This window comes from Mesorhizobium sp. M4B.F.Ca.ET.203.01.1.1 (assembly GCF_004791025.1).
Taxonomy (GTDB): domain Bacteria; phylum Pseudomonadota; class Alphaproteobacteria; order Rhizobiales; family Rhizobiaceae; genus Mesorhizobium; species Mesorhizobium abyssinicae.
Genome location: NZ_SRUO01000261.1, coordinates 1 through 289, shown reverse-complemented (window position 1 = coordinate 289; position 289 = coordinate 1). Strand labels below are relative to the sequence as shown.

The following is a 289-nucleotide window of genomic DNA, read 5'->3' as shown; positions in this document are numbered from 1 at the left end:
GCATCAGCAGGCCGGTCAGCACCAGGATCACGATGGTGACCGTGCCCAGCTCGCGGCGCTGCAGGTGCGGCTGGTCGGTGTAGGCCCAGCGGTCGACCACCAGGGTGTCGCAGATCATGTCGTGCAGGCCCTGCTTGCGCTCGGTGAAGGCTGCCATCAGGAAGCCGATGCCGAGGGTGAAGCTGCTCAGCAGCATGGCCCAGTAGCGACCGAAGGCGCGGCCTCTGGTCAGGCGTTCGCCGTTGCTGCGCACGACCTTGATGCCGACCGCCATCTTGCCCAGCGTGGC

1 protein-coding gene is annotated in these 289 nt (G+C 67.5%); it reads right to left on the bottom strand.

Annotated features, from left to right (window positions below; translation table 11 throughout):
* Positions 1 to 289: RDD family protein (locus EN846_RS34595; protein ID WP_135928163.1), on the bottom strand; the 289-nt coding region annotated here is incomplete at both ends.